General features: G+C 59.6%; 28 protein-coding genes. 10 read left to right on the top strand and 18 right to left on the bottom strand.

The window, feature by feature from the left end; translation table 11 throughout:
• The first annotated feature begins 17 nt into the window (after positions 1–17).
• Entirely contained in the window at positions 18–326 is a 309-nt protein-coding gene (locus tag NKF26_RS00400; RefSeq protein WP_253233888.1) for a hypothetical protein, read from the top strand.
• Positions 327–369: 43 nt separating this feature from the next.
• Here NKF26_RS00400 and NKF26_RS00405 read toward each other — a convergent pair whose 3' ends face one another.
• From NKF26_RS00405 to lipA, 4 genes are all read right to left on the bottom strand, one after another.
• Positions 370–1,878 (bottom strand): 2-oxo acid dehydrogenase subunit E2, encoded by a 1,509-nt coding sequence (locus NKF26_RS00405; RefSeq protein ID WP_253233889.1) that lies wholly within the window; start codon positions 1,876–1,878, stop codon positions 370–372.
• Between the two features lies 1 nt (position 1,879).
• A complete protein-coding gene (locus NKF26_RS00410) occupies positions 1,880–2,875 on the bottom strand; it encodes an alpha-ketoacid dehydrogenase subunit beta (protein ID WP_253233890.1) in 996 nt (331 codons plus the stop codon).
• Positions 2,876–2,878: 3 nt separating this feature from the next.
• The gene (gene pdhA / locus NKF26_RS00415) at positions 2,879–3,988 is read right to left on the bottom strand and encodes a pyruvate dehydrogenase (acetyl-transferring) E1 component subunit alpha (RefSeq protein ID WP_253224783.1); all 1,110 of its coding nucleotides are present in this window, start codon (positions 3,986–3,988) and stop codon (positions 2,879–2,881) included.
• A gap of 355 nt (positions 3,989–4,343) precedes the next feature.
• Positions 4,344–5,282 carry a lipoyl synthase gene (gene lipA / locus NKF26_RS00420; RefSeq protein WP_066139791.1) on the bottom strand — a complete coding sequence of 313 codons (939 nt, stop codon included), beginning with the start codon at positions 5,280–5,282 and terminating at the stop codon, positions 4,344–4,346.
• 176 nt (positions 5,283–5,458) lie between these two features.
• Between lipA and NKF26_RS00425 the strand changes: the two genes are divergently transcribed.
• Together NKF26_RS00425 and NKF26_RS00430 are read left to right on the top strand one after the other, a co-directional pair.
• Entirely contained in the window at positions 5,459–5,785 is a 327-nt protein-coding gene (locus NKF26_RS00425) for a DUF378 domain-containing protein (protein ID WP_066139794.1), read from the top strand.
• A gap of 172 nt (positions 5,786–5,957) precedes the next feature.
• Complete coding sequence (locus NKF26_RS00430; RefSeq protein ID WP_253225574.1) at positions 5,958–7,286, top strand: MATE family efflux transporter; 1,329 nt, start codon at positions 5,958–5,960, stop codon at positions 7,284–7,286.
• Positions 7,287–7,525: 239 nt separating this feature from the next.
• Here the strand turns inward: NKF26_RS00430 and NKF26_RS00435 are convergent, their stop codons facing one another.
• Positions 7,526–7,903 (bottom strand): gamma-glutamylcyclotransferase, encoded by a 378-nt coding sequence (locus tag NKF26_RS00435; protein ID WP_253224784.1) that lies wholly within the window; start codon positions 7,901–7,903, stop codon positions 7,526–7,528.
• A gap of 121 nt (positions 7,904–8,024) precedes the next feature.
• Here NKF26_RS00435 and NKF26_RS00440 point away from each other — a divergent pair, with 121 nt between their 5' ends.
• Positions 8,025–8,696 (top strand): alpha/beta hydrolase, encoded by a 672-nt coding sequence (locus NKF26_RS00440; RefSeq protein WP_253224785.1) that lies wholly within the window; start codon positions 8,025–8,027, stop codon positions 8,694–8,696.
• Positions 8,697–8,906: 210 nt separating this feature from the next.
• Here NKF26_RS00440 and citZ read toward each other — a convergent pair whose 3' ends face one another.
• The 4 genes from citZ to NKF26_RS00460 all read right to left on the bottom strand — a co-directional run bounded on the left by citZ (position 8,907) and on the right by NKF26_RS00460 (position 11,706).
• Entirely contained in the window at positions 8,907–10,046 is a 1,140-nt protein-coding gene (gene citZ, locus NKF26_RS00445; protein ID WP_253224786.1) for a citrate synthase, read from the bottom strand.
• Between the two features lie 228 nt (positions 10,047–10,274).
• On the bottom strand, positions 10,275–10,424 hold the full coding sequence (locus NKF26_RS00450; RefSeq protein WP_190303682.1) for a hypothetical protein: 150 nt from the start codon (positions 10,422–10,424) through the stop codon (positions 10,275–10,277).
• A gap of 116 nt (positions 10,425–10,540) precedes the next feature.
• Positions 10,541–11,074 (bottom strand): orotate phosphoribosyltransferase, encoded by a 534-nt coding sequence (pyrE, locus tag NKF26_RS00455; RefSeq protein ID WP_066139809.1) that lies wholly within the window; start codon positions 11,072–11,074, stop codon positions 10,541–10,543.
• A gap of 68 nt (positions 11,075–11,142) precedes the next feature.
• A complete protein-coding gene (locus NKF26_RS00460; protein WP_256486397.1) occupies positions 11,143–11,706 on the bottom strand; it encodes a CDP-2,3-bis-(O-geranylgeranyl)-sn-glycerol synthase in 564 nt (187 codons plus the stop codon).
• 126 nt (positions 11,707–11,832) lie between these two features.
• Between NKF26_RS00460 and NKF26_RS00465 the strand changes: the two genes are divergently transcribed.
• From NKF26_RS00465 to NKF26_RS00485, 5 genes are all read left to right on the top strand, one after another.
• Positions 11,833–12,663 carry a proline dehydrogenase family protein gene (locus NKF26_RS00465; RefSeq protein WP_253224787.1) on the top strand — a complete coding sequence of 277 codons (831 nt, stop codon included), beginning with the start codon at positions 11,833–11,835 and terminating at the stop codon, positions 12,661–12,663.
• Between the two features lie 51 nt (positions 12,664–12,714).
• Entirely contained in the window at positions 12,715–13,368 is a 654-nt protein-coding gene (locus NKF26_RS00470; protein ID WP_253224788.1) for a DUF502 domain-containing protein, read from the top strand.
• Positions 13,369–13,460: 92 nt separating this feature from the next.
• Positions 13,461–13,856, top strand: a complete 396-nt coding sequence (locus NKF26_RS00475) for a DUF6276 family protein (protein ID WP_253224789.1) — start codon at positions 13,461–13,463, stop codon at positions 13,854–13,856.
• 48 nt (positions 13,857–13,904) lie between these two features.
• Positions 13,905–14,330: an HIT family protein gene (locus tag NKF26_RS00480; RefSeq protein ID WP_253224790.1), complete on the top strand. Its 426-nt coding sequence runs from the start codon at positions 13,905–13,907 to the stop codon at positions 14,328–14,330.
• 44 nt (positions 14,331–14,374) lie between these two features.
• A complete protein-coding gene (locus tag NKF26_RS00485; RefSeq protein WP_253224791.1) occupies positions 14,375–15,157 on the top strand; it encodes an AAA family ATPase in 783 nt (260 codons plus the stop codon).
• Between the two features lie 31 nt (positions 15,158–15,188).
• On the opposite strand, the gene NKF26_RS00490 is transcribed toward NKF26_RS00485, so the two are convergent.
• Positions 15,189–15,704, bottom strand: a complete 516-nt coding sequence (locus tag NKF26_RS00490; protein ID WP_253224792.1) for a hypothetical protein — start codon at positions 15,702–15,704, stop codon at positions 15,189–15,191.
• Between the two features lie 168 nt (positions 15,705–15,872).
• On the opposite strand from NKF26_RS00490, the gene NKF26_RS00495 reads away from it, so the two are divergent.
• The gene (locus NKF26_RS00495; RefSeq protein WP_253224793.1) at positions 15,873–16,751 is read left to right on the top strand and encodes a transcription initiation factor IIB family protein; all 879 of its coding nucleotides are present in this window, start codon (positions 15,873–15,875) and stop codon (positions 16,749–16,751) included.
• Here the strand turns inward: NKF26_RS00495 and NKF26_RS00500 are convergent.
• The 8 genes from NKF26_RS00500 to NKF26_RS00535 all read right to left on the bottom strand — a co-directional run bounded on the left by NKF26_RS00500 (position 16,733) and on the right by NKF26_RS00535 (position 22,955).
• Positions 16,733–17,395, bottom strand: coding sequence for a P-loop NTPase (locus NKF26_RS00500; protein ID WP_253224794.1), 663 nt, complete (start codon positions 17,393–17,395; stop codon positions 16,733–16,735). The genes NKF26_RS00495 and NKF26_RS00500 overlap by 19 nt on opposite strands.
• Entirely contained in the window at positions 17,392–18,069 is a 678-nt protein-coding gene (locus tag NKF26_RS00505; protein ID WP_253224795.1) for a hypothetical protein, read from the bottom strand. The genes NKF26_RS00500 and NKF26_RS00505 overlap by 4 nt, the downstream gene beginning before the upstream one ends.
• Before the next feature lie 26 nt (positions 18,070–18,095).
• Entirely contained in the window at positions 18,096–18,926 is an 831-nt protein-coding gene (locus tag NKF26_RS00510) for a hypothetical protein (RefSeq protein ID WP_253224796.1), read from the bottom strand.
• On the bottom strand, positions 18,923–19,261 hold the full coding sequence (locus NKF26_RS00515) for a hypothetical protein (protein ID WP_253224797.1): 339 nt from the start codon (positions 19,259–19,261) through the stop codon (positions 18,923–18,925). The genes NKF26_RS00510 and NKF26_RS00515 overlap by 4 nt, the downstream gene beginning before the upstream one ends.
• A 35-nt stretch (positions 19,262–19,296) precedes the next feature.
• Entirely contained in the window at positions 19,297–19,902 is a 606-nt protein-coding gene (locus NKF26_RS00520; protein ID WP_253224798.1) for a hypothetical protein, read from the bottom strand.
• 214 nt (positions 19,903–20,116) lie between these two features.
• Complete coding sequence (locus NKF26_RS00525) at positions 20,117–20,404, bottom strand: hypothetical protein (protein WP_253224799.1); 288 nt, start codon at positions 20,402–20,404, stop codon at positions 20,117–20,119.
• Between the two features lies 1 nt (position 20,405).
• Complete coding sequence (locus NKF26_RS00530) at positions 20,406–22,502, bottom strand: minichromosome maintenance protein MCM (RefSeq protein ID WP_253224800.1); 2,097 nt, start codon at positions 22,500–22,502, stop codon at positions 20,406–20,408.
• Positions 22,503–22,550: 48 nt separating this feature from the next.
• On the bottom strand, positions 22,551–22,955 hold the full coding sequence (locus NKF26_RS00535; RefSeq protein ID WP_253224801.1) for a helix-turn-helix domain-containing protein: 405 nt from the start codon (positions 22,953–22,955) through the stop codon (positions 22,551–22,553).
• Between the last annotated feature and the right edge of the window lie 93 nt (positions 22,956–23,048).

Below are 23,048 nucleotides of genomic sequence, written 5' to 3' on the forward strand. Positions count from 1 at the left end.
CTCGTCTCGGAGCGGCCGTGACCGGCGGTATCGCGCTCCTCCAACCACGGACGCCCGAATCATCGATTCTGCTCGCCGGAATCGCAGTCGTGTACACCGTCGGGACGGCGACGGCAATCCCGTACTGGTCGGCGCTTCGAACGAACGACGGTCCGAACTGGACTCAAGGTGCGTTTACCGGCGCATCGACCTTCGGTTGTCTCATGCTTCTGGACGGCGTCGAACCGACACCGAACCTCGCCGTGGCGGCCCTCGGTTTGGGACTTTCGTGGTTTGGATTCGTCGCTGGAGTCGCGTTCGAAAGCGGTCGTGAAACGTCCGTGTAGCTATCTGTAACTGCAAAAAACGTTCCAGCAGCGCCCGTTCCGACTACTCCAGCAGGAGCAGTCGCGGGTTGTGCAGGTATTCGAGCAGTTGGTTGGCGAACGACGCGACGACCGCGCCGTCGATGATGCGGTGGTCGATGGACATCGAAATCGGGAGCGTGTAGCGCGCTTCGACGTCGTCGTCGACGACGACCGGCCGCTTCTTGAGTTCACCGAGACCGAGGATACCGACCTCGGGGTGGTTGATGATCGGCGTCGCGTACTCGCCGCCGATGGCACCGAAGTTCGTGATGGTGAACGTGCCGCCCTGCATCTCCTCGCGCGAGATGGTGCGGTCGCGTGCCTTCTCGATGAGTTCGTTCATCTCCGAGGAGATCTGGAGCATGTCCTTCTTGTCCACGTCCTTGAGGACGGGAACCATCAGGCCGTCGTCCGTCGCAACGGCGATGCCGATGTTGTAGTAGTTCTTGACGACGATTTCGTCGTTCTCCTCGTCCAGTGCGCCGTTGAGGTACGGGTAGTCCTTCAGCGCGGCCACGATGGCCTTCAGGATGAACGGCATGTAGGTCAGCTTGATGCCGCGCTCCTCGGCGACATCCTTGAGTTCGGCGCGCGTCTCGACCAGTTCCGTCACGTCGATGGAATCGTGGTGCGTGACGTGGGGCGCGGTGAACTTCGACTTCTGCATCTGCTTGCCGATGGTGCGCCGAATCCCGCGGTACGGAATGCGCTCCTCGCGCGGCCCGGTCTCGCCCGTCGCGACTGCGGCGGCGTCCGCGGCCTGTGCCTGCTGCTGTGACTCGGCGTACTCCCGCACCGCTTCGGACGTGACGAACGCCTGTCCGTCACGTTCCTCGGTGGACGGAACGGCGTTGATGTCGATGCCCTGCTCGTCCGCGAGGCGGCGCGTCGCCGGTGCGGCCAGCGTGCGCTCGCGGTCCGCCGATTCGACCTGTGCCGGAGGAGCCGCGGTGGTCGTGGTTGTTGCGGCGCTGCCACCGGTCGTTCCGGTCTCGGTCGTCGTTTCGGATTCGACCGATTCCGTCTCTTCCTCGGTTTCCGATTCCGTCTCGTCTTCGGCGGCCGCTCGAACGTCGTGTTCGCTCACACGACCGCTCGGGCCGGTTCCTTCGACCGACGCGATATCGACGCCGAGTTCGCGTGCGAGCCGTCGGGCACTCGGTGCCGCGAAGACGCGACCGTCCGGCGTTTCCGTCTCTTCGGTCTCCGGGACTTCGGACTCTTCGGCCGACTCCGTCGTCTCCTCGGATTTCTCGCTTTCGGTCTCGCTCGGAGCTTCCTCCTCCTCTTCGCCTTCGACGTTGAACGTGAGAAGCACGTTGCCGACTGGAACGACTTCGCCTTCCTCGGCGAGTAGCTCGTTGACCGTTCCGTCGACGGGCGAGGGAATCTCGACGATGGCCTTGTCCGTCTCGACCTCCGCGACCACTTGGTCCTCGGTAACGGGGTCGCCTTCCTCGACCTGCCAGCTGACGAGTTCGCCCTCCGCAACGCCTTCGCCCACGTCGGGCAGTTTGAATTCGTGTACCATGTCAGAAGTTCACCGTGTCGCGGATGCCTTCCTTGATGCGCGTCGGCTCGGGCAGGTAGTAATCTTCGAGGCTGTACAGCGGGAACGGCGTGTCGAAGCCGGTGATGCGATCGACGGGTGCCTCCTGGTAGAGCAGGGCCTCCTCCTGAATCGTCGCCGCGATTTCTCCGGCGAGGCCGCCCGTCTTGGGTGCCTCGTGGACGACCGCCGCGCGGCCGGTCTTCTTGAACGACTCGACGATGGTGTCCGTGTCGAGCGGTGAAACGGTTCGAAGGTCGACGACTTCCACGTCGATTTCGTCCTCCAACTCCTCCGCGGCTTCCATCGTCGGGCGGGTCATCGCACCCCACGTGAACACGGAGATGTCGGTCCCTTCGCGGCGTACTGCGGCCTCACCCAGCGGAACCTCGTAGGACTCCGTCGGGACTTCGTCGCGGAACGCGCGGTAGATGAGCTTCGGTTCGAGGAAGATGACCGGGTCCGGGTCACGGATGGCCGAGGTGAGCAGCCCCTTCGTGTCGTACGGGGTGCTCGGCATGACGACTTTGAGACCTGGCTGGTGGCTGTAGAACGCCTCCATCGACTCGGAGTGATGTTCCGGCGCTCGGATACCGCCACCGTAGGGCGCACGGACGACCATCGGGCAGGTGAATCGGCCGCGCGAACGCGTCCGAAGACGGGCCGCGTGCGAGACGATTTGGTCGAATGCCGGGTACATGAACCCAGAGAACTGCAGTTCCGGGACGGGTTTCAGGCCGTATGCGGCCATTCCGATGGCGGTTCCGACGATGCCGGACTCCGCGAGCGGCGTGTCGATGACCCGGTCGTCGCCGAACTCATCGTAGAGCCCCTCGGTGGCGCGGAACACGCCGCCGTTCTTCCCGACGTCCTCACCCATCACGACGACGTCCTCGTCCTGCTTCATTTCAGTGTACAGCCCGTCGCGGACTGCCTGCACGAGCGTGAGATTTTCCGATTCGGTAGTTGCCTGACTCATAATTTACTCCTCCAGAAGCGTTTCGTCTCCGTACTGCTCTCGGAGATGCTTGAACGATTCCATCTGTTCGCGAAGCCGCCGTGGCATCTCCGCGTAGACGTTGTTGAATATCTCCACGGCGTCCGGGCGTTCGACGGCTTCGGCCGCGTCGATCGCGTCAGCAACGTCTTGTTTGACGCCCTCGCCGATTTCCTCGACGTCCGACTCGTCCAATCGACCAGTGTTCAGGAGGAACTTCTCCATCCGCGGGATCGGATCCTTCTTCTTCCACTCCGCGACTTTGTCGTCGTCACGGTAGACGGTCGGGTCGTCGGCGGTCGTGTGGGCACCGAAACGATACTGAACCGCTTCGATGAGCGTCGGTCGCCGTTCGCCTTCGCTGGGGTTCTTGGCCTTCTCGACGGCTTCCTTCGTCACCTTGTAGACGGCGAGGGGGTCCATCCCATCGACCTGGACGCCTTCGAAGCCGTAGGCCTGTGCCTTCTGGGCGATGGTCGCACTCGCGGTCTGGCGCTCGCGCGGCACCGAAATCGCCCACTGGTTGTTGTTACAGAAGAAAACCGATGGGGTGTCGAAGACACCCGCAAAGTTCAGTCCTTCGTGGAAGTCGCCCTCGCTCGTCGCGCCGTCACCGAAGTAACAGAGGAAGGCTTTGTCTTCGCCTTTGAGCTTCGAGGCCCACGCCGCGCCGGTCGCGTGCGGGATTTGCGTGGCGATTGGCACCGCGACGGTGAAGATGTTGGCGTCGTCCGGGATGCGGTTGCCCGCTTCGTGGCCCATCCAGTAGAGCATGGTCTGTTTGAGCGAGAGACCACGGACGAGTGCCGCACCGTGTTCACGGTAACTCGGAAACATCCAGTCGTCGTCGGAGAGCGCGGAAACGCTCGCGATTTGTGCGCCTTCCTGCCCCGAGAGCGGCGGGTACGTCCCCATCCGTCCTTGTCGGTTGAGGCTCACCGCTCGTTCGTCGAAGTGACGGGCGAGGCGCATCTGGCGGTACATTTCCACCAGTTCCTCGTCGGAGAGGTCCGGCACCTCCATCCCGTCCAGCACCGTGCCGTCTTCATCCAGTATCTGTACTCGGTCCTGGGGGTCTTGGTGTACGATGCTCACGATCGAACCCATCCTGACATATGCGAAAAAACTCTCGCACGCATTATAGGGTTTTCGTAATTAACTTCCCATAGGAATTCCTTCACACACTATTTTTGAAGATTTGTCCTCCAATGTGTAGTAAAATTTCCCAATTTCCCATTTCTTCCCGAATTAAACTAGAATGCTGGACGTTTATGGTACCGGCCAAATTTACCAGATGCACGGATGTGTCCGTCGATGTGCTGTTTTGTACCCCATCTCCCACCTTATCCACCACCATTCGTAACGAATCCCAGGGTCCTCTTTGCGGGTCGTTCCCCCGCTCGTCATACCGAGGCTCTTTGAGCCTCGCGGTTCGCGGTTACACCGCTCACTATACGGAGGCCCTCCGGGCCTCCCTCCTCGCCTGCTCCACACTCTTCCCGTCCCGGAGAATCGCATCCACGAACAGTTCGCCTGCCTTGTACGACGACCGAACCATCGGGCCGCTCGCACAGTAGAGGAATTCCAGTTCCTCCTCGGCGACTTCCTGCCAGGTTCTGTATTTCGCCGGATGTACGTACTCCTCGACGTCGAGGTGCATCCGTGATGGCTGGAGATACTGACCGAGCGTGACGATGTCGACGTCCGTCTCTCGTAGGTCCGAAAGCGCCTGATACACCTCGTGGTCGTACTCGCCGAGACCCAACATCAGGCTCGTCTTCGTGTAGATATCCGACTCGCGCGTGACCTGTTCGAGCACGCCGAGACTCTGTTCGTACCCCGCTCGCGGGTCGCGGACGTGCCCTTGCAGGCGTTCTACGGTTTCGACGTTGTGCGCGATCACATCGGGGTCCGCGTCGATTATCTTCCGAACGAGTTCCTCTTCGCCTTGGAAGTCCGGGATCAGTACTTCCACGAGGATTCCGGGATGGCGTTTCTTGATCTCCCGAATCGTCTGTGCGAAGTGTTCGGCACCCTGCCCTTCGAGGTCGTCGCGGTCGACGGACGTGAGCACCACGTAATCGAGACCGATCTCCGCGATGGCGCTCGCCACGTTTGCCGGTTCGTTCGGGTCGAGCGGTTCACCGCCCCCGGTGTCGACGTCGCAAAAGCCACAACTGCGGGTGCACTTGTGACCCATCAGCATGAAGGTGGCCGTCCCGCCGCCCTCGCTACCTCTTCCGCTCCAGCACTCCCCGAGGTTCGGGCAGTTTGCCTCTTCACAAACCGTGTGCAAATCGTGCTCCCGGAGCGTTTGTTTGATTCCCGTGAACTCCTGTCCCGACGGAGGTCGCATCTTCAACCAGTCGGGTTTGCGCCGCCCACTCATTACCAACGGGTTGGGTCCCCCACGACAAAAGGATAGGGTATCGTCCGGGGACCATGCGTATTCGGCTATCGTGTCCGTCTATTCTCCGTTTTCGGGATGGAAACGTTCGAATACCGTGCACACCCGTGTGACAAGTAGCAAATAACAATGTCTTTGCTCTTCCTAGTAGTTTCGCTATGGCTACGAATCGCGACACACAGTCCAGCGGCGGCATGCGGACGAACGGATTGGATTGGTTCAGTATGCTCCTCGTCATCATCGGTGCGCTCAATTGGGGAATCCTCGGAATCACCGGTTTGACGGGCGCACGAATCAACGTCGTCCGTTGGGTGATGGGGCTATTGTTCTTGCCCAACGTCGCTCAAATCGTTGCGGACCTCATCTACGTCGTTGTCGGTCTCGCGGGACTGTATTTCATCTACACCAGTTATAAAATCGGTCGTGCGAACAGACGGGCACGACAGCAAACAGCACAGCAGACGGAACCACAACAAACCGAGTAACGATTTCGGCTCTCCGCGTTCTTCTTTTATATCCTTTTGCTGCAATATCTATAAATACTATCAAGATTTTATAACTCATATAACGGGATAAACCATGCTAAATGTTTCACGGGAGGAAATCACCGAGGGATCCCTGGTACGGGCCCTCCTCTTGCTCTCTGCACCGCTTATTATGCAGAGTCTCGTCCAAGTCGTTCAACAGATCGCCGATATTTTTTGGCTTGGTCGACTCGGAGAAAATTCAGTTGCCGCTGTCGGGATAAATTTCCCCCTGACGTCGCTCCTGTTTTCGGTTTTCATGATCTCATTCGTCGGAACACAGGTTCTCGTCTCCCAGCATGTCGGAGCGGACGAACAATCGCTCGCCAGAAGGGCAGCGTTTCATGGCATATCACTCGGACTGGCCTTTGGTGTCTCCCTTACCGCTCTCGTATTCGTATTCGGTAGAAGTTTTATCGATCTGTTCGGTGCCGAACCCGACGTCGCGTCGCAAGCCTTCACGTATCTTCTCGTCTTCTCGTTCGGTTTTTCGTTTATCGGGATGAGCGACTCCATCGAGGCGGGGTTTATCGGGTGGGGTGACTCACGCGCTGCGCTTTATATCAACGCCATGGCAGTCGTCGTCAACGTGATTCTCGACCCGATTCTGATCTTCGGTACCGGTATCCCGAACTTCCATGGATGGAACATCGCCGGCGCTGCGTTGGCTTCGGCCATCGGATACGGTTGTTCGTTCCTCTTGGGACTCGGCATGATGATCCGTGGCCGGAACGGTTACACGCTCACACGGGAATCGATGGTCGTTCGAGTGGAAAAGTACCGGGAGTTATTGGATATCGGCATCCCCATGTTCGGTCAGCAGGCCGCTGGACAGGCCGTTCGCGTTCTCATTATCGGTGTCGTCACAGCCGTCGGTGGTCCTGCGGCCGTCTCCGCATACACCATCGGTGCGACCATCTCCAGCATCGCGTTCATCCCGGCGGGTAGCTTCAAAAAAGCCGCTCAGAGCATCATCGGACAAAACATCGGTGCCGAGAATCCCATGCGCGCGAACAGGACGACGTGGGTCGGCGTCGCCGTCTCCGTGGTCGGTCTTTCGATAATCGGCGTGATTCAGTGGTTTATACCCGGTCTTCTGACGAACTTGTTCGTCCCCGATATCTCCCCGGCTGCGTACCAGCTCACGGTCGATTACCTTCGAATCCTCGTCTTCGGCTACTGGGCAATCGGCGCGATGAATGTCTTCAGTGCCGGGTTCAACGGTATCCGCGAGACCAAAACGACGATGATCGCCGATATGATCAAATACTGGGTGATTCGCCTCCCGATCGCTGTTATCGGTGTTTTCTGGCTTCACTACGACGTACATGCCGTCTTCTGGGCCGTCACCATCTCGAACTGTGTCGCCGCGGTTGGATTCGGTGCGTACTACTACTACCGCACAACCGACGGTATGACCCAGCGCGCAGTGCGGGACATCAGCGGTACCGTGGACGATTGAGACGTTCGTTTTACGCCGTTTTTATAGTGATGACTCCCATGTCACTGTATCGTCATCACTCGCCGGTTGAAAGGGGAAAGAATGGGAGCGCGGAGCGTGTAACCGCGTCCGAAAAGAACCACCCAGACTACTTAAAGACACGGTGGGTAGGGTGAAAGTGAAATCGGTAGCAAGCAGCGAGGAGATCCCGTTGTCTGACGATTGGCAGACACCGACGTCTGACGGTCGTCGTACATAAATCATTTGGTCGTTCGCACGTGGACATTTTGCTCCCCTATGAACCGCCGAACTCGGCTTTCGAACGCATCATTCCCCGGCCACGAAATCGGCTCTTCGACGTCGAGTTTCGCCGGGTCACCCACGTACACGTTGATTCCGTCCTGAACCTGAACCCGGCAGTAGAGACCATGTGACACTCCCTCGTAGTTGTCCATGGCTTGGATGTCGCTCGTCTCTAGCAATCGCCCCTCCGTCACGCCACCCGGGACGAGCGTCGGATAGCGCCCTTCGACGCGATGTAACCCGACGAGTGTGGCCTCTCCGACGAATTCGAACTGCTCGACCACGGCCCCTGCACGGTCGGGGTCGGTCAACGTCCCATAGACGAATACCCTCATGAGGTGGTCCACGGAGAATCGTGAGTTAGTCCTGCTGGCTAGCTTCGCCGTTCACGATGGTTACTACCGAAATCTGAAAAAGGGAAAGTGGTAGGACGATTGAGAACAATAGTCATCCCATATGACCGACTCGAATTTCGATACGACCGGTATCGATGGCCCGCACGCGGGGCAACCCGTCGTCACCTCGGGTGCGCCGCTTCCCGATGCAACGGCGGCGATGGTGCTGGTCCACGGTCGGGGTGCAACCGCTCGAAGTATTCTCGAACTCGCGAACGAGTTCGAGTACGACGAAGTCGCGTTCATCGCGCCACAAGCAGCACACAACACGTGGTATCCGCAGTCGTTTCTCGCACCGCTCGAATCGAACCAACCACATCTCTCGTCTGCGTTGGAACTCCTCGGAACGATAGCTTCCGACGTCGAATCCGCCGGGATATCGTCGGACCGGACGTTCTTGCTCGGGTTCTCACAGGGCGCTTGTTTGGCGAGCGAGTTCGTCGCGCGGAACGCACGCGAGTACGGTGGCGTCGCAGCGTTCAGCGGTGGTCTCATCGGACCGGAAGGCACACCACGCGAGTACGAAGGCTCGCTCGACGGCACTCTCGTCTACCTCGGCTGTGGCGACCGTGATCCACATATCCCCGTGGAGCGTGTTAACGAAACCGAGGAGGTACTGACGGGATTGGACGGTTCCGTTACCGAGCGCATCTTCGATGGGATGGGACACGGTGTCGTCCAGGAAGAAGTCGCCCACGTCGACCGGATGCTCAACAGTCTTCTCGACGATTAACCGTTCTCGACGATACCGTCCATACCGATAGACCGCTTGCTTCGGGAGTGACCACTGTGACCATCGACCGCTCATTGACGGTTCGCCGTCCGAGCGACGACCACTGTGGTTACTGGTCGAAGTCATCCATCTCGAAAAGGTATCCGCAAATCGGTAACCGGCGCGATATCTGCGTGATGTCTGCGCGTCGTCAGCGATCGTCGACCCGTCTTATCGCTCGTCGATGGGGACGAATTCGAGGTCCTTGTCGCCGATGTACTTCGCACGTGGGCGGATGAGGCGGTTGTCGTCGTACTGCTCCAGCACGTGTGCGATCCAGCCACCGACACGCGAGAGCGCGAAGATGGGCGTGTAGATGTCGATGGGGATTCCCATCTGGTAGTACGTCGATGCCGAGTAGAAGTCCACGTTCGGCGCGAGGCCCTTCTCCTCTTTTATGTACTCCTCGATGGCGACGGACATCTCGTACCATTTCGTGTCGCCTGCGGCCTCGCCGAGTTCCTCGCTCTGCTCGCTGAGGATTTTCGCGCGGGGGTCCTTCACGTTGTAGACGCGGTGGCCGAAGCCAGCGACGCGTCGTCCCTCGTCGAGTGCGTTGTCGATCCACTCGGTGGCACCCCGGTCGCTGTCGTCGACCTCCTTCAGCATCCGCATGACGTTGGCGTTCGCGCCGCCGTGAAGCGAACCGGAGAGCGTTCCGATAGCGCTCGTCACGGCGCTGTGCAGGTCCGCGAGCGTGCTCGCCGTGACCATCGCCGAGAACGTCGAGGCGTTCAGGCCGTGGTCCGCGTGGAGCACGAGCGCTTGGTCGAACACGTCCGCGAGCACGTCGTCCGGTTCCTCGTCGTTGAGCATGTAGAGGAAGTTCGCCGCGTGTCCGAGGTCGGTCCGGGGTTCGACCGGTTCGTCCCCGTTTCGGATGCGCGCGAACGCCGCGAGAATGGTCGGGACTTTCGCGGTGATACGACGACCCTTCCGGAGGTTCGCCTCGCGGTCTGCCGGGTCGCTTTCGGCATCGTCGGGGTCGTACGTCGCCAGCATCGAGACGGCGGTACGGAGCGCTCCCATCGGTTCCGAGTCCGATTCGGCGAGTTCGCGGACGGTCTCCATGACGCCATCGTCCACATCGCGCGCCTCGGACATCTCGTCGCTGAACGCGTCGAGCTCGTCACGAGTCGGCAGTTCACCGTGCCAAAGGAGATACAAGACTTCCTCGTAACTCGCGCCACGAGCGAGGTCTTCTATCGTGTAGCCACGGTAGATGAGCTTTCCTTCGTCACCATTGATGTGACTCAGTGCTGACTCCGCAACGACAACGCCCTCCAAGCCTTTTTTAACCTCGTCTGCCATATCATGATGATTCTCGGGGTAGGCGCAAAAGGATTATCTTTCGTGGTCGTTCCACCGAGACCGCCACGAGAGCTGTCACGGCGGTTCGTGAACGGATTTGTCTGGAGTGTTATGGTTGTGATATTCGTGGCCGTTCTATCTATCAGATAAAGATCAATTCTTCATCGATTGTCACGGGATTCTGGCCGCGTTTCGACGACGTGCGGTCGTTTCGGAGACGGTCCCGCTTCAAAACACGAGTCGCAACACGCCGATGACGACACCGGCGGCGACGAGGCCCGCTCCCCAGAGCATGGAACCGCCGGGGGCGGCACCGATGAGAAACGAGACGATACCGGAGATGATGAGCGAGACGCTCGCGTGGCTTCGTAGTGACATGGGATTTCATTGGTGGTTCACTTAAAAAATCGGCTGGCACAATACGAAAGCAATTCAAGTAGGGTCGTCTTTCCTCGCCGGATTCACCGGACGAAGCGACACTTCCTCCGAGTCGTTCACTCGTCCGAATCGCTTCCGGCGAGCAGGTCGCTCGCCGAGAGGAGCGCTTCCATCTCGACGTCCGCGTCGGCCAGATTCTCGCGGCCGCCTTCCTCCCGGTCAACGACGACGAGGATTTTGTTCACTTCTGCACCGGCGTCGCGCAGGGCCTCCACGGCGTCGACCGCGCTCTGTCCCGTCGTGACGATGTCTTCGAGAACGACGACTTCCTCGCCCTCGTCCAGTCGGCCTTCGACGAGGTTGGCCGTGCCGTACTCCTTCTGTTTCTTTCGAGCGATGACGTAGGGAGTGTCCGTCTCGACGCTCGTCACGGCCACGAGCGGAACCGCACCGAGAGCCACGCCCGCCAATTTCGTCCCGTCGAGGCGCTCCGCGAAGGCTTCCGCGATGAGCGAGAGACAGTGCGGGTCGGTCTCGAAGAGGTATTTGTCCACGTAGTAGTCGCTCGTCCCGCCGTGGGAGAGTTCGAATTCGCCGTACTGGACGGCGTCCGCCGCACGCAAGGCCTCGATGAGTTCCTGATTCGCCATGTGCGAGTCGGGGCGGCGAGGCGGGTTAAAAGTAGTACTTTTCCGGCGCTCTCACGGTCGGTTCGTCCCTACCACGGTTCGTTCTTGAGTCCGAGCGCGTACGCGATGCCGTTCGTCACGAGGTGGAGGAGCGGCGTCAACACGAACACGACGACGAGGACGGGGAGTGTGAACGTCTTCGTGGTCCACGTCGGCGCGGCGAACAGGGTGAGCAGGAGCGACATCACGACGAAGTCGAGTTGGTCGATGCCCGGGAACGCCGCGCCGCGCTCCCGTCCCGTCCGTCGTTTCAGGAAGGACGCGGTCATGTCCCCCAGCATCGCACCCGCAGGGAGGGCGATGATGGCGGCGGGAGGAAATTGGTCGGGAAGAGCCACGCCCAGCGCACTCGCCACGGGGGAATGAATCGCGTTGAGGATCAGCGCCAATATCGCTCCGGCGACGATTCCCGTGGCCGTTCCGCGCCACGTCTTACCGTCGCCGAGCAGTCGCTTGCCGTTCCACGTCCGTCCGCCGTCGATAGGCGCACCGCCGCCCGCGAGCACTGCGAAGTTGTTCGGCACGTAGGCGGGCAACATCGCCCACACCGCGACGACGATGGTTTCGAACACGTCCACGCCGGAACCAGTCATATCGGGATAGATACTCTCCGGGTCTTAAGTCTCCATGGTCTGGAGCGGAATCGATGGCGGTGGATTCCGGTAGTTGCCGTGAGTACAATATACAATGATAAGGTACGGGGGCTCAAAGTACAAGCCATGATACCACCGATTGCCAGTCGGTTCGTGGCTGGTGAAACGCCAGCGGAGGCGCTGGAATACACGCGGGATCTGAATCAGCGGAACGTTAGCGTTATCCTGAACCTCCTCGGCGAGCACTACCACGAACGGGGTCCGGCGGACGAGGACGCCGAGGTGTATCTTCAACTGCTCGAAGACATCGAGCGCTCGGACCTCTCGGCTTGCGTTTCGGTCAAACCGTCGCAGGTCGGCTTGGACGTCGGTACGAACGTCTACCACGAGAACATGGAGCGAATCGCGGACGCGGCCGACGACACGTTCGTCTGGATAGACATGGAAGACCACACGACGACCGACGCGACCCTCGACATCTTCGAAGACCTCACCCGCGAACACGACGGTGGCATCGGTGTCTGTGTGCAGGCGAACCTCAAACGAACAGAAAAGGACCTCGAACGCCTCGCCGACCTCCCCGGCAAAGTCCGACTGGTAAAAGGTGCCTACGACGAACCGCCGGAACTCGCGTACAAGCAAAAAGAGCGCGTCAACGCCGCCTACCGCGAATATCTGGAGTTCATGTTCGAGGAGTTCGACGACGGAATCGCCGTCGGAAGCCACGACCCCGCGATGATAGAGTACGCGAAGGAACTCCACGAGGAACACGGTACGGACTTCGAAATCCAGATGCTGATGGGTGTGCGCGACGACGCACAGTACGAACTCGCACAGGAGTACGAAGTCTGGCAGTACGTTCCGTACGGTGGCAAATGGATGTCGTATTTCTACCGCCGTGTGATGGAACGTAAGGAGAACCTGTTGTTCGCGGCGCGTGCTGTCCTCGGCAGATAGTCAAAAACGTTGCAACTAGTTTATATTCCTGCAACCAAACGCTACACCCAAATGTCTTCGTGGAAACGTGACGCCGCCAGCGGTCTCATCGTTTTGGCCCCCCTATTGGTCTCTGCGTATATCATCGCGTGGCTGTTCATGAAAATCGCCGGGTTGCCGTTCCTGGTGGGCCTTAGCAGCTTCGCTTACTTCGGTGGAGCCATCACTATTCCCGGCGTTCTCGTCCGCGTCGGCATCGTTCTCGCCGTGTTCACCGCGCTCGTCTTCAGCATCGGCTATCTCATGCGGACGACGCTGGGAAGCGTTATGGAAAACACCATCGACGGCATCATGAACCGTGTCCCCGGTCTTCGGATCGTCTACAACGCATCGAAGATGGCCGCCGAAACCGCGCTTTCCGACACCAACCAACTCCAGAAACCCGTCAAAATCGAGACGTGGAACGGTCTCCGCATGACCGCGTTCAAAACCGGGAAACAAGCCGAAGACGGCCGCGAACTCCTCTTCTTGCCGACTGCCCCGAACATCACGACCGGATTCGTCATCGAAGTCGAACCGTCCGAGATCACCGAGACGGACGAAACCGTCGAGGACGCCCTCACCCGAATCCTCAGCGCCGGATTCGGCGAAAACAGCAACGAGGGGATTCCGATAAACGTCACCGACGAAGCGAGTGACAGACAAGAAACCCCGCCGTCGCCCTGAGTCCCACGACACCGTTCTCTCTTCGTCTCGAAACGTGACACTGTCGAGTAAAATCTGCCATCCTTTTGGGGATCGAACGAGTGTCGTTTCGTATGGAATGTCCCGAGTGTGATGGCGAGCGACGATCCTTCGCCGTCCCGTCCGAACTCCGTGAGAACGTTCCGTTCCGATCGGATTCAGTCCTCCTCTGTACGCGTTGTCTCGCCTTCGAACCGACCGACGACCCCGAAGCGGAACCGTCGAACTACGCCACGATCAGCGACGAACTCCCGGACGACCCGAACACGGCCGCAGCGATGGCTCTCGCAACCGCTTTCCTCTCCTCGCTCGCGCTCCATCGTCAGCATATCGACGCGCTGTTCGACTACGTGGAAGCGAACGGAGTCGATCCACTGCTCGTCCTCGACCGACTCGCTGACGACCCGGAACTGCAACCGAATTTCGACATCGAATCGCGTCGCCAACAACTGCTCCAACTGCGGGACTGATCCCTTCAAGCCTCAACTTTCATCATCCCGACCCACAATTAGGGAGATATGCCGAACGATTGCATCTTCTGTCAGATCGTCGCCGGAGACATCCCGAGTAAAACCGTGTACGAGGACGACTCCGTCCTCGCGTTCCTCGACGTGAACCCGCTCGCGCCGGGCCACACGCTCGTCATCACGAAGGACCACTACGAGACGTTGGGTGACCTCCCCGAGGACACAGCAATGGACCTCTTTTCGGCGCTCCACGAACTCACGCCCGCCGTCGAGACCGCAGTGGACGCCGATGCGAGTAACGTCGCGTTCAACAACGGGGAAGCATCGGGACAGGAGGTTCCGCACATCCACGGACACATCATCCCGCGGTTCGAGGACGACGGCGGCAAGCCGATCCACGCCGTCGCGGGGGACCGCCCGGACCTCTCCGACGATGAACTAGACGAGATCGCCGACGACATCAGCGGCAGTCAATAACTGTATCTTTTTATACCATTACGGATATATTTCGATTCGAACACGTGAAACGAACTGCCGCATTCGTCGGTGCGACCGGTGGAGCAGGGACCACACGCCTCTGTCTCGAAACGGCCGCCATCCTCTCTCACGTCGGACACGACGTGGTAATTCTGGATGCCGCCTTCGGCACGCAAGGATTGTCTCGCTACGTTCCCGATCGCATCGATACCGACATCACCGCACTGCTGATCGACGACGACCACGGAACGGACGGGGAGTTCTCCGACGCGCTCATCGACCATCCGGTCGAAACCACAGGTCGGCTCTCACTGTGTCCAGCGTATGCACCCTTCGAACGCATCGCTCGCGCCAAAACTGTAGACGCCGCTCAAGCGTTGGAAACACTCGTCGAACGGGCCTGCGACGACTTCGATCACGTCATCATCGATACTCCTCCTGTCGCCGGGAACCAAGCTGTCGCGGCCGTCAACGCGGCTGACACCGTCGCCGTCGTCGCCCCGGCGTCCCGACGCGGAGCGGATGCAGTTCAGGGAATTCGCGGCCGTCTCGCCGACCTCGGCACGGACGCGGACACCATCCTCGCCAATCGCGTCGAATCCCCGGACGAGGACTATTTGGGTGATGTTCCGACGATTCCGAGGGACGACGCAACCACAGTCGAATCGATTCCAGCGAGCGCGCCCGAACTCGACACCTCGTTTTCACCTGCAATCGTCGCTGCCACTGAAGCCGTGTTCGACACGTCGCTCGATGTCGAATTTCCGGAGGAGGGATTGCTCGACATCGACCCGGACGACTACCTTCCGGAGTCACTCCGGCAATAATTCCATCGTCGAACGGATCGCCAGCGGATTCTCACAGCAAGTCGCCGACGTCGCTCATCGTCTCGGCTAACACGTCCCTCTTTTCCACGCTAGCGTGTCTGTCGAGCGCCAACGCGCTTTCGACCGTTTCCGCCGCTCCGTCCAGCGGCTCGTGCGTTTCGATGAACGTCGCCAGTGCGAACTCGGTTTCGCTCGCTCCCGAGAGCGTGAACGCTTCCGACCGGGAGAGGTTCGCTGAAAGCCAGTCCCGAACGAGTTCGTGACCCATCGACGAGAGTGGGGAAACCCCGTTCACGCCGAGCAAGTGAAGCGTCTTTGCCGCCGTCATGGGGGCGACACCAGCACGCCGAGCGCTTTCACCGACCGATGCTCCCGCAGCGTGTGCTTCCACGATGCATACCGCCATTTCCGTCTCGCACGGCAACGCATCACTGAACGCCGCCAACCGATCGTGGAGGTCCCGTTCCGTGTCATCCACGGTTGCGACGCCGTGATTCTTCTGCTTGGCCGTGACCTCAAGCCCGGCGGCGATATCCGACAGCGCCATGTGTACTCCTCGTCCCTCCCTCGACTTTAACGTTTGTGACAAGTATCATATTTGGTAATTACGTCCCGCAACGTACCGGTAACCGGTACGTTCCTCCCGTCCAAATCGGGTTCGTTTCCCGAATTCGACGTTCGTTTAAATACCATCTCGGACGAAGTTTCACTTGTGATGAGTACGACACAACACCTCACTGAAGCGTGTCCCGAATGTCATAGCCGAGTCCGCACGCGCGGTTCGGAAACCGTCTGCACCGAATGCGGCCTCGTCGTCGCCGAGGACAACCTCGACCGTGGCCCGGAGTGGCGGTCGTTCGACGACGACGACACCGACCGTAAGCGCACTGGCGCGCCGCTCACGCGTTCCCGCCACGACCGGGGACTGACGACCGAGATCGGATACAAAAACAGCAGCGTCCGGCTGACGGGCCGCAAACGACGCCGCGTGATGCGCATGCGTCGCCAGCACAACCGCGCCCGAATCTCCTCCAAGGCCGAGCGAAATCGCGTCTACGGCTTCACCGAAATCCGTCGGCTCGTCGGTGCGCTCCAACTGTCCGCGAACATCCGCGACCGCGCTTGCGTGCTGTTCGAATCCGCGCAAGGTGAAGACCTGCTTCGCGGGCGTTCGATAGAGGGCTTCGCCTCTGCGGCGGTGTACGCGACGTGCCGAACGTCGGCCGTCTCCCGTACGCTGGACGAAATCGTCGAGCGTGCCCGCGCCGACCGCTCGGAACTGACTGCGGCCTACGACGCACTGAACCGAGAACTTGGTCTCCCCATCGGTCCGATCGACCCGCGCGAGTACCTGCCGCGATTCGCCAGTCGACTCGACCTCTCGATGGAGAGCGAACGACGCGCCGAAACGCTCGTCACGAAGGCGGAACGGAAGGACCTCATCAGCGGTCGCAATCCCAGCGGTGTGGCCGCCGCGTGTCTCTACGCAGCGGCCCGCAACTGTGACGAACGTGTCACCCAACGTGCCGCCGCAGAAGTCGCCGACGTAACGCCCGTCACGCTCCGCTCGACGTATCACGACCTCCGGGAGTAAATCACCCGTCCGAGTTCCGCGAACCGTTCTCTTGTATCGCTTTCCGGCGTAGCGGTTGCTACAGGGCGGCCGTGCCGCTGTGCGTCCGCAATCACGGTCGATTCCGGGAGCGTCGTCACTGGCGCGCCGAGCGTCCGTTCGACGATTTCGGTCGGTGGATCGTTCCGCACGCGATTCAGTACGACGCCGCACAATCCTGCACCGAGTTCCCGCGCGAGCACCTTCGTTCGAACCGCGTCCGCCAACGCGAACCGTCGCGGAACCGTCACGAGGACACAGCTATCCGCCGCAACCAACGGAAGTCCCGCGTCGGCCGACATCCCTGCCGGACAGTCGATTATCACGAGGTCATATTCGTCGGCGACCTGCTCTACCGCGCTGACGAACCCCGTCACGTCACATGCGCGCGCTCCCGCCAGCGTGCGGCCACACGGGAGCATCGACACACCACCGACGGTCGAAATCGCCTCCAGTGGCTCCGCCCGCCCGGCGAGTACGTCGTGTAAATCCGGGCCGTGGCACGTCGGCAAGTCCGCCATTGCGAGGTCGGCATCGACCACGACACCGCCGAGTTCTGCTCCGAGATTCAACGAGACAGTCGATTTCCCGACGCCACCTTTGCCTCCCGTTACCGCCAAGATCATATCTTCCTCTCGACGGAATGCGTCTCCCGTGCTGCTGCAATCCGTTCCCGTACTGTACCGACCCGTTTCGCAACCGAATCGAGCGTTCGTCCATCGGCTTCGAGTTTCCGTCTCAACTCCTGCTCACGAGTCTGCTCGTTCACATTCTTCGCCCCCATTTTTCCCTCGTTGGCTTCGTATCGCTCCGTTCGCGTCTCGATACCCGATAGCCACGCCTCGACGGCGTCGGGGAGTTTCGTCGGGTGTGGCATCGGTACCACGTCCGCAGGTGGTCGAGCATCACCGAGTGCTCGGATGACACCCGTCGCTGTCGGTTCGATTTCTAGTTCCCCATCGATCATCCCTCGCTCCGTGTCGCTCACCGATGTTTCCGTCCTCGGCGCTCGTTCGGTCCACACGATTTCCGCAGGCGGTGAATCTTGATTTGGACCGGTCGCTACCGCGTAGCCAAGGGCGCGCCGTTCGTCCGCCGCGACGACGCCTTCGAACCCGCCTTCGTCCCACCCTGCTTCCGGAACGCCGTTCCGTCGCGGCGGTCGAATCTCACCATCGAGTCGGTTCCCGATACGAATTCTCACGGGAACCGTCGTCGTGTTTTCGACCACCAGTTCGACCAGTGTGACGGTTTCGACCCTCCCGTTCTCCTCGTTTACCGTCCAGTGAAGCGTCACCATGCCCCGGGTTGGTCCCGTCTTCGTTCTTAAACCTGTAGTACGGGAGCATCGAGACACTCAGCGGCGCTTTTTGACGTGTCGAAGCGGTCACACGCCAGCACGATGGGTGCTCGAACTCGCGCCACGCGAGCGATTGCAAGCGCGGCAGTCACTGGATCCCCTTCGAACGTTCCCGGATCGGTCGTTCGGCCACGTCCCGGAACTGCTTTGATCGCTGAATCGAACCGCTCGTGAATCCGTCGAACCAAGTGGCGACGGGCACTCCGTTCGAGGTTCTCCTTCCGGTCGCGGAGACGCAATCGTTGTTCCCGAGCATTCCTTGCGGCTTGTTGTCGTTTTCGGGCCGCTTCGAGGGTCTGCTCGGCGGCAATACGTTTCGTCTCCAGTTCGGCTAACTCCCGCGTCATTCTCTGGAGGTCGGATTCAGCACTATCGAAATCCCCCTCGACCTCCCGAAGGGCCTGTACGCGTCCACGAAGTGCCGCGACCTGTTCTCGTAACCTGGTTTCCGATCCGCTCGCGTCCGCAACCCGTCTCCGCTCCGGGCGAAGCGAGACATCGCCGATATCGAGCGAGTACATCCGTTCTTCGATGTGTTCTATCTCTTCGTCCTGCGGTGCGTTCACACCGAGCGAACGGGCGGCGGCGGCCAATGCTGGTCGAGGACGAATCGACATCCCTGACTCGATACAACCGATGTACTTGTGTACCGGACCCGGGTCTCCACAGATAATACTGATTCCCCCCGTTTCGGTGCCCGACCGAACTGCCGCTACGATGTCCTCCGGCGCTACCGAGCCTCCCGAGAGGTCGATTGCCCGCCCCCGAAACGTCTTCTTCTCCGTTTCGACGTTCATAATTCCGCGTTTCGCATCGAATCCGGCGACGGATGTTCGGTTCCCACGGCGAACTTCTCGTACGGCGTGCTCGGCTTGTCGCGCTTTTCGTACGCGCTTGCGGCCGAACGGACCGTCTCCGGCACGTCACGAAACTCGTTCAACGGTTCGGTGCGTTCCAGTTGTACATCGGCTCCGTGCTTCTCGTACAACCGAAGCGCGAGGAACGCACCCAACTCCGTCGATTGCAGGAGCGCTGCCCGACCAAATCGTCTGACGACGCACGTTTCATGCGTCGTACAGACGTTCCGGAGTGTCTGCCGAGCGGCACGGGAGTACGTAATTATCAGCAACACACCATTCGTTGGTAGATGATGTGTTTTAAAATTAACTACCGAGTTCTCACGTTCCACTCGTTGCCATCGAATTCGACAACGGCGTCGAACAGTGTTTTCAGCGTATTGATGGTTTGTGAGTCGTGGGCGTCCGGGTCGAGATGGAAGTGTGCGGTCACGTCCGCGGTAGTGAATCGACCGGTGAGGACGTGCAGAAACTTGTAGACGGTTTGAACGTCGGAATACTGGAGCAGTGCTGTCAACGAGTGAAAACAGGCAACGGTTTTGTTACCGTCTCCGTGCCATTGTTGGAGCACTTCGCTGATTTTGATACCAAGCCCGGTCAAATCACCGGGATTCGAGAGCGTGTCGATAACTGCGTCGGTCGGCGTTTCCCCCATCGATGCCGACGTTGCAACCGATCGTACCGTCTCGCCGACACTAAGGAATCGGAGGTTCGCGGGACGACCACCCGCATGAGCGAGCCAATCCTGTAGACATGCATCCGGTGAGCGTGTAAAACTAACCCAGAGGACGTCCTCCTGTTCCGGCGGTGTCTCCGTGAGCATGTCGATACATGCTTCGTCGGTTTCCGAACGCATGGAGGGCGCGAGAACGAGAATACTGGCTTCGTCATCGAGCGCTGCCGAAACCCTACTCATCTCGGGTTGTCCTCGACGACGTTGTGCGTGCTCGCTACGTTGTCCATCCCGTACCATCGCTCGTGTATCATAGAGCCACCTGCATTATTATGGATTTGATAAACTCCCCGACATCTGTCGACCATGTCTCATTTGATACACCTCCACACACACGCAGTTGTTACTGTTCTACTATATCCAGAGCATGTTTATCTAGTTTTCCATCTATACTATATTATCGGCTATTGACACCCTTGATATCGAATTCCACCGTCTCGTCGTCGAGTAGTTCGGCTACCCGCTCGGTTGCTTCCGTTTTCGATTCCGCGACGACGGTGATCCCCATTGCACGTTCGTCGCCACACGCTCGATACACGGACAGATCACGTTCTGCTTCGAATTCGGTAGCGTACGTTTGCAAGACCGTCAGTACTCGTCGCTGCGTCTCACGTAACTCGTCCTCTCCGGATTCGAAATCCGAAAGTGCATTCTCTATATTTCTGAGTGCGGAGATTCGGTCCATCTTACGTCGTTCGAAGGTGGTTCGTCGATGGCTCGTAGACCTCTCCTTTCTGTTTCAGTTTGTCGATCTCGTGTTCCGCCTTCGACGGGTCCATGTTGATCTCTTCCGCCCTGTCGAGGACGACATCGACAGGTGCGCCATCGTCGTACTCCTCCTCGATACTTGCGATGAGCTGTTTGATGTTCTTGATCCTGTCCCGCTGTGTTTTCGAGGTTCCCGTTTCAACCACGTCGGCGTCGAACTGCCCGGTTTCGGGGTCCACGCCGATATCTTGCAGGCACGACCGAACGATTTCGATGACGCGATCCGCGTCCTTCCCTTCGACGGTGTCCGACAACCGAACGCGAGCACTCGCTTCTGCGAGCCGAACTAATGCCTCCAATTTCCGGGCAGTAACCGGAATCGGGGCGTCCTCGTCCGTACCTTTCGAGCGCAAATCGACGTAGAAATCGCGAATCGCTTCGCGTGCCTCCGCACTCATCGTCGGATAGACGTTCGATTTCGAATAGGCGATGTACTTCCGCAGGAGTTCGGCGTCGATGGCCGGAGCCACTTCCTCGGTCTGGCTGTTGACCTGCTCTTCCGTGATGTTCGGCGCGTTGATTTCGGTTCGCTGTGTGTTCAACTCGCCAGCGAAGTTGGTTTGGAGGATGTGTTCTGCGAGCCGTGAGTCGTGATCCGGGTCCGGTTTGTCCGTCACCGTGAAGATGAGATCGAATCGCGAGATGAGCGCCGGTTCGAGGTTGATTTGCTCACCGATGGATTCGTACTGGTCGAACCGCCCGTACTTCGGGTTCGCTGCGCCCAGAAGCGAACAGCGGGATTTTAACGTCGCGTTAATCCCGGCTTTGCTCACGCTGATCTTCTGCTGTTCCAGTCCCTCGTGCATCGCGGAGCGGTCCTCCGGACGCATCTTGTCCAGTTCGTCCACCGCCGCGATACCTTTGTCCGCGAGGACGAGCGCACCGGCTTCGAGCGTCCACTGCTGGCCGTCCCCGAAGTCGTCGCGGACCGCCGCTGCAGTGAGACCTGCCGAGGACGAACCTTTCCCGGAGGTGTAGACGGATCGTGGCGCGATATGTTGAATATATGATAGCATCTGGCTTTTTCCCGTACCAGGATCACCGATTAAAAGCATGTGAAGGTCGCCACGAATCCGCGACCCGTCGGGGAGGTGTTTGGTCACACCGGAGAACAACTGGAGGATCATCGCCAACTTCTCCTGCTCGTAGCCGTAGATGGCCGGGGCGATGGAATCGACCATCTGTTCGTAGATGTCTCCCTCGTTCGAGAGTTCGATAATTTCTTTTTTGTCCTCGTCGGTGATGTCCATGTCCTCGAACTCCTCGTCTTCGATTTCGACCGAGACGCCGTCCATGTAGACGTCGAAGACGGCGGACTTCTCTTGGCCGCTCCCTTGCTGTTCGAGGTGGAGTATTCCCGTCACGATGACGTGGTCTCCGGGGGAAACCTGTCCCGTGATGTCGTCCTCGATGTGGATGTCGATGCTCTGTGGAGTTTCACCGCCGCGAAGCCCTTCCGGACTCTCTTGGACGCGAATCTTCTGCGAGTCGATGAACTCGGACTGGTCGAAGTTGATGCGGAACGGGCCTTGCCGTTCACAGCCCTGACACTCGTGTGGTTCCTGGAAATCGCCACCCGCTTGCGGGATGTAGGTAAGGGTTCCACAGCGTTGGCACTCGAAGGCGGCCTCCTGAATCTTCGGCCGTACACCGGTCGCTTTTCGAACGATCCCTTGCACGCTCACCATCGTGTTGACGTGCCGGGCACGGATCGCGCGGATATCCGTGTGTTCCGGCAGTCCACGAAGGCGGACGTGCGCTTGCCCGAGACTCACGTCTACGGGAAGGTCGTACAGACGGAGCGCTTCCTCGGCGTACTCCTGTAACTGCTGTGGTTGGGCGAGATAGTCGTCGGCGATGTCCGCATCGTATCGGTAGAGGTCGTCCCAATCGACGTGCAACGAACGCTTTTCGTTGGGATACTGCTGGGCCAGATCCCCGATCTGGTCGCTGTAGTATCGCCGATAGAACTGCTCGAACCGATCTATCAGTTCCGTATTTTCCGCGCGAGCCATTCATGGGTCTTTGGTGCTCGATCGGGTAAGAAGTTTCGCAAATTACCGTCAAGCGTGAGCCACCGGTACCGACTCGAAATCCCGGACTAGCTTCGGAATCGATCCGGGGAGATATACCACGTTTTCGGTCCCGACTCGAACACGAACGACCTCCTCCTCCGCTTCCATCCCGCACAGCAGTCGGCTCACGCTCGACCGCGACCACTCTGTTTCGGTGATGATCTCCTGCTGACGCATCTCGCCGTCCCGCGCCGCCAGCAACTCCACGACGTGTGCCTCCGGTGTCCGACCCGTTTCGAACGCGAATTCCTCCATCGTCCGCCGTCCCTCTCGTTCTTCCTGCTCCGACTCCTCGCTCCTTTCACTCGCGCCCCTCTCGCCGCTCGGCAGCCTTCGCTTCAACCACCCCATGATGACTTCATCGATCCCTTGTCGTGGTCCAACAATTCTCATACTCGACACTATTACACATTACCAAAGTATAAGTTATATGGTGTTTTTATCAATCATCCGTCCGGCAATTCTATCTCGCATAACTACCGCCGC

This window comes from Haladaptatus sp. AB618, assembly GCF_024136965.1.
Classification (GTDB): Archaea; Halobacteriota; Halobacteria; order Halobacteriales; family Haladaptataceae; genus Haladaptatus.